The 4,998-nt window shown below is 44.4% G+C and carries 4 protein-coding genes, 4 tRNA genes and 1 rRNA gene; 1 reads left to right on the top strand and 8 read right to left on the bottom strand.

Features of this window, described 5'->3' with window-relative positions:
• From BMX14_RS16265 to BMX14_RS16245, 5 genes are all read right to left on the bottom strand, one after another.
• Positions 1-539: GTP-binding protein (locus BMX14_RS16265; protein WP_143056437.1), on the bottom strand; the 539-nt coding region annotated here is incomplete at its 3' end.
• A 120-nt stretch (positions 540-659) separates the two neighbouring features.
• A tRNA-Thr gene (locus tag BMX14_RS16260) sits at positions 660-735 on the bottom strand.
• 5 nt (positions 736-740) lie between these two features.
• A tRNA-Gly gene (locus BMX14_RS16255) sits at positions 741-815 on the bottom strand.
• Positions 816-992: 177 nt separating this feature from the next.
• Positions 993-1,077 (bottom strand) — tRNA-Tyr (locus BMX14_RS16250).
• 10 nt (positions 1,078-1,087) lie between these two features.
• A tRNA-Thr gene (locus tag BMX14_RS16245) sits at positions 1,088-1,163 on the bottom strand.
• A gap of 425 nt (positions 1,164-1,588) precedes the next feature.
• Here BMX14_RS16245 and coaA point away from each other — a divergent pair.
• A complete protein-coding gene (gene coaA, locus BMX14_RS16240) occupies positions 1,589-2,542 on the top strand; it encodes a type I pantothenate kinase (RefSeq protein WP_092678552.1) in 954 nt (317 codons plus the stop codon).
• A gap of 11 nt (positions 2,543-2,553) precedes the next feature.
• Here coaA and birA read toward each other — a convergent pair whose 3' ends face one another.
• The 3 genes from birA to rrf form a co-directional block, all read right to left on the bottom strand.
• Complete coding sequence (gene birA / locus BMX14_RS16235) at positions 2,554-3,516, bottom strand: bifunctional biotin--[acetyl-CoA-carboxylase] ligase/biotin operon repressor BirA (RefSeq protein WP_092678550.1); 963 nt, start codon at positions 3,514-3,516, stop codon at positions 2,554-2,556.
• Positions 3,513-4,544 carry a UDP-N-acetylmuramate dehydrogenase gene (gene murB / locus BMX14_RS16230; protein WP_092678548.1) on the bottom strand — a complete coding sequence of 344 codons (1,032 nt, stop codon included), beginning with the start codon at positions 4,542-4,544 and terminating at the stop codon, positions 3,513-3,515. Before murB ends, birA begins: the two co-directional genes overlap by 4 nt.
• A 135-nt stretch (positions 4,545-4,679) precedes the next feature.
• Positions 4,680-4,795 (bottom strand): 5S ribosomal RNA (rrf, locus tag BMX14_RS16225).
• Between the last annotated feature and the right edge of the window lie 203 nt (positions 4,796-4,998).

Raw genomic sequence — 4,998 nt, 5'->3', positions numbered from 1 at the left:
TCCAGTGCTTTAAGCGCTGAACCACGAACGATTGGAGTGTCGTCGCCTGGGAAGTCGTATTGTGACAGCAGGTCACGAACTTCCATCTCAACTAGCTCTAACAGCTCTTCGTCATCAACCATGTCACATTTGTTCAGGAACACGATGATGTAAGGAACACCTACTTGGCGACCTAACAGGATGTGCTCACGAGTTTGTGGCATAGGACCATCAGTTGCCGCAACAACTAGGATCGCTCCGTCCATTTGCGCAGCACCGGTGATCATGTTTTTAACGTAATCGGCGTGTCCTGGGCAGTCAACGTGCGCGTAGTGACGACTTGGCGTTTCGTACTCTACGTGTGAAGTGTTGATGGTGATACCACGTGCTTTTTCTTCTGGCGCGTTATCGATTTGATCGAATGCACGCGCAGCACCGCCGTAAGTTTTTGCTAAAACGGTAGTGATTGCAGCAGTTAAAGTGGTTTTACCGTGGTCGACGTGACCGATGGTGCCCACGTTTACGTGTGGTTTATTACGTTGAAATTGCTCTTTAGCCATCGCTTGTTCCTTTAAGACACAGATAGAATCGGTGAAATTATCACGTCAACCAGGTCATTATTGCCTGATAAATATGGATTTAATCAAGAACAGAAGGAATCAGGGAGGAAGTTAGGAATGTGGTGCTGATACCCAGAGTCGAACTGGGGACCTCACCCTTACCAAGGGTGCGCTCTACCAACTGAGCCATATCAGCACATCTGGAGCGGGCAGCGGGAATCGAACCCGCATCATCAGCTTGGAAGGCTGAGGTAATAGCCATTATACGATGCCCGCATCCTGGAACTCTGCTACCTGGATCTTTCTGTAGCTTATGAATAATAAAATGGCTTTTATTATTCGAGTCTGCCAGATAAACTGACCGACTTTCGACTGTTACCAGTCTAAACCGGTGTGAGGAAAACTGCTTTACTCAGCATTTTACTTCACTATGCCTCAACAAAGTAGTTGAGATGGTGGTGGGAGAAGGATTCGAACCTTCGAAGTCTGTGACGGCAGATTTACAGTCTGCTCCCTTTGGCCGCTCGGGAACCCCACCTTAACTTGATTGGTGCCGACTACCGGAATCGAACTGGTGACCTACTGATTACAAGTCAGTTGCTCTACCTACTGAGCTAAGTCGGCATCAAGTTGAGGCGCATTCTATGGGGAGTTAGAAAATCATGCAACTAAAAAATTAAGTTTTTTTTCCGTTCGCTCACTCTTTATTCAAAATAGGCGATTTTAGTGGTTTTTAGTCCAAAATTTAATCGAAAGTGAGGATTTTAGCATTAGAAAGAAAGTAGTTTTCCATCCATTCAATGAATGAAAACAGGGAGAAAAGTTCGTTACGTTTTTTATTACATGAGTAAATAATTAAAATTATTCGTGCCCTTTCCTTTTTTTAACATATAAAAAATATACACATATCATTGTATTAACATCTTTTTGCTTTGTACTGGTCACGACAGGTGATAACCTCCAGAGATACTATTCCTTTAACTCCTTTAGTTAACTCACTTCCCGGCTTGTTTCGGCCGTACTGAGTTACGGATGTCAGACGTATAATTATGAGTACAATCGATTCGTCACCTTTGAATTCAGCTTATTTGCATTTTGATCGCCAACATTGGGCAGCATTACGAGAGTCGACACCTTTAGTTCTTGATGAGCAAGATATAGAGCAATTAAAAGGGATTAACGAAGACCTCTCCCTGAGTGAAGTGGCTGAGATATACCTTCCCCTTTCGCGTTTGCTGAATTTTTATATCAGCTCGAACCTTAACCACCAGAATGTGGTAAAAAAGTTTCTCGGTACGGAACGCAAAAAAGTTCCCTATATCATTAGTATTGCTGGTAGCGTCGCGGTAGGAAAAAGCACCACAGCTCGTGTATTACAAGCTCTACTCAGCCGCTGGCCTGAACATCGTAAAGTTGAATTAATCACCACCGATGGCTTTCTCCATCCCAACGCTCTATTAAAAGAACGTGGATTAATGAAGAAGAAAGGTTTTCCTCAGTCATACGATATGCATCGCTTAGTCAATTTCGTTGCTGATATTAAGGCAGGCAAGGAGAAGCTCACCGTTCCGGTTTACTCTCATTTGACGTATGACATCATTCCAGAAGAGCAAAAAGTTGTTGAAGCCCCGGATATCGTTATCCTTGAGGGTTTAAATGTCCTACAAAGCGGTATGGATTATTCCCATGACCCCCATCGAGTTTTCGTCAGCGATTTTGTCGATTTTTCGATCTATGTTGATGCCTCTGAAGATCTGCTTAAGCAGTGGTATATCAACCGTTTTCTTCGATTCAGAGAAGGTGCTTTCAGTGACCCTAATTCGTATTTCCACCATTATTCACAGCTGACGATTGATGAAGCAAAGGGGATCGCCTCAACGTTATGGGACGAAATCAATGGGCTAAATCTTCGTGAGAACATCTTACCCACTCGAGAGCGGGCTAATCTCATTTTATCGAAGAGCCTCAAACATGCCGTCAGTACAGTAAGTTTACGCAAATAACGCCTACTCATTCAGTTGGCGGCTCTCAATGAAATCTCGCCGCCAACCCACGCTTTTATTTCGTCTTCGTGTTCCAGCATCAGTGCACCGAATTCATTTATTCCGCGTTCAATACCGTGGATTTCCCTGTCACCTATTATGAGTTTTACCGGTTTATTGAGAAAATTATCTAAAATATGCCAACGAGGTAGGAAAGGAGCCATCCCTTGTATTTCGAAGGTCTGTAAAGCGATACGCAGATTGGTAACTATTGCAGCAGAAAGAGCATTCCTGTCGGTGATAATACCTTCTTGATAAAGGCTGGTCCAACTTTGGTCTATCGGCGAAGTTGCATCAGATTTCATTGCGATATTTATACCAGCGCCGATAATGATATGTGCAACATCACCCGTTTTACCGGTCATTTCAACCAATATACCTGCAAGTTTTCGGTTATTGATGTAGAGATCATTCGGCCATTTTACCTTGACATCATGACAGCCGAACTGAACTAACGTCTCGGCGATCACTATACCCACAACTAAACTTAACCCCATTGCGGCTGCCGGTCCCTGCTCCAATCGCCAGTACATTGATAAATAGAGATTAGCACCAAAGGGAGAGAACCATTTCCCACCACGTCTACCCCGACCCGCTTGTTGATATTCAGCCAGACAAACGTCTCCGGTAGTGAGCTTATCGATATTATCGAGTAGGTATTGGTTGGTCGAATCAATAACAGGGATAACCTCCACGTTATCTGTGTGATACTGTTGAGAGATAACGTCCTGGTCGAGCAGATTAATTGGCTCGGCCAAGCAATAGCCCTTACCCGTCACCCGATAAGTACTCACTCCCCAGGTTTCAAGAATTTTTAAATGCTGGTTGATCGCCGCTCTGCTCATGCCGAGTTCTTGGCCCAGTTGCTCACCCGAATGGAATTCACCATCCGCTAAAATGGCCATGATCTTTAATGTAATGCTGTAATCTTTCATGATAACGCTTCCACTGCATTAACTTCGCCCATAGGACCGATAAACCTAACCTCCGGTTCTAACCAAATCTCAAATTTGTTATAAACAGTATCACGAACATGTTTCGCCATATTTACCAAGTCTTTCGGCTGTGCACCGCCCAAGTTGATTAAGACTAATGCTTGTTGAGGATGTACTCCCGCATGATTGGCTACATATCCTTTAAGGCCGGCCTGGTCGATTAACCAACCTGCCGCGATCTTCACCAGATTGTCACATTGTGGGTAGAAAGGGGCATTCGGATAGTGTCGTTTAATGGCTTCAGCATCTCGAGTTGGAATGATTGGGTTTTTGAAAAAGCTTCCTGCATTGCCTATTTGGGCTGGGTCAGGCAGTTTACTACGTCGTATCTCACACACTTTATCAAATATTGATTGTGGTGTTGTCAGAGAGGCTTCTGCTACTTTCAGAGGCCCGTAGGATAGAGTTGGTTGCCATTCCTTTGCTAGACGAAAACCTACTGCAGTAATGACGTACCCTTGCCGGTACTGGTGTTTGAAAATACTCTCTCGGTAGCCGAAAAGGCACTCTTTATTCGTTACTCTCAACATTTGATTTTGATTAAGGTCGAGAATATCGACATATGCGCATACATCCTTCAATTCAACACCATAGGCGCCTATGTTCTGTATAGGTGCTGACCCTACCGTTCCCGGGATCAGTGCTAAATTTTCTAGCCCCGCCATACCTTCCTTAACGGTAAACTTCACGAACTCATGCCAATTCTCACCAGCGGCACAGTGAATCAGCCACTCTTCTGATGTTTGCTCAATACTTATTCCCTTTAACTGATTAACGACTACTGTGCCTTCAAAGTCGTCGAGGAACAGCATATTACTGCCTCCTCCCATCAACAGCCATGGTTTCTCTTGATGAGCTTTCCAGCTTTCAATAAGGGTTTCGGTATTGCGTGCATAAACAATGCGTTCGGCACTGACGGAAAGGCCAAAGGTATTTAAGGATTTTAAAGAGGTCTGCGAACAAGTCATGGCTTCACCTTGATAGGATAATCACTGACTAGTTTACCTGATTTGGCATCTTTTTTTCATTAAACGCTACAAGAAGTTAGCGTTTTCCAACGCAAAAAGGCCATCCGTTAGGATGGCCTTTTTGACTTATTGGATGCCTGGCAGTTCCCTACTCTCGCATGGGGAGACCCCACACTACCATCGGCGCTACGGCGTTTCACTTCTGAGTTCGGCATGGGGTCAGGTGGGACCACCGCGCTAGTGCCGCCAGGCAAATTCTTGCTGCTAAAAACGTTCCTTTTTGACGTACTCGGCGTTAACTTCCCTCGTGCTGCTCTGTCACATACCTCTGTATGCTCCTTCACATCCCTTGGTCGTCGCCTTGATTACGATAAAAATTAATCGTTTCTTTACTTCGCAATGCTTTAAATAAACGAACGTGTTCGCTTACCTTTCTATTCGTTAATCTGTCAAC

Origin of the sequence: Rosenbergiella nectarea, from assembly GCF_900111105.1 — a bacterium.
Classification (GTDB): domain Bacteria; phylum Pseudomonadota; class Gammaproteobacteria; order Enterobacterales; family Enterobacteriaceae; genus Rosenbergiella; species Rosenbergiella nectarea.
The sequence above is the reverse complement of the archived record's forward strand: the minus strand, read 5'-3'. Positions and strand labels throughout refer to the sequence as shown.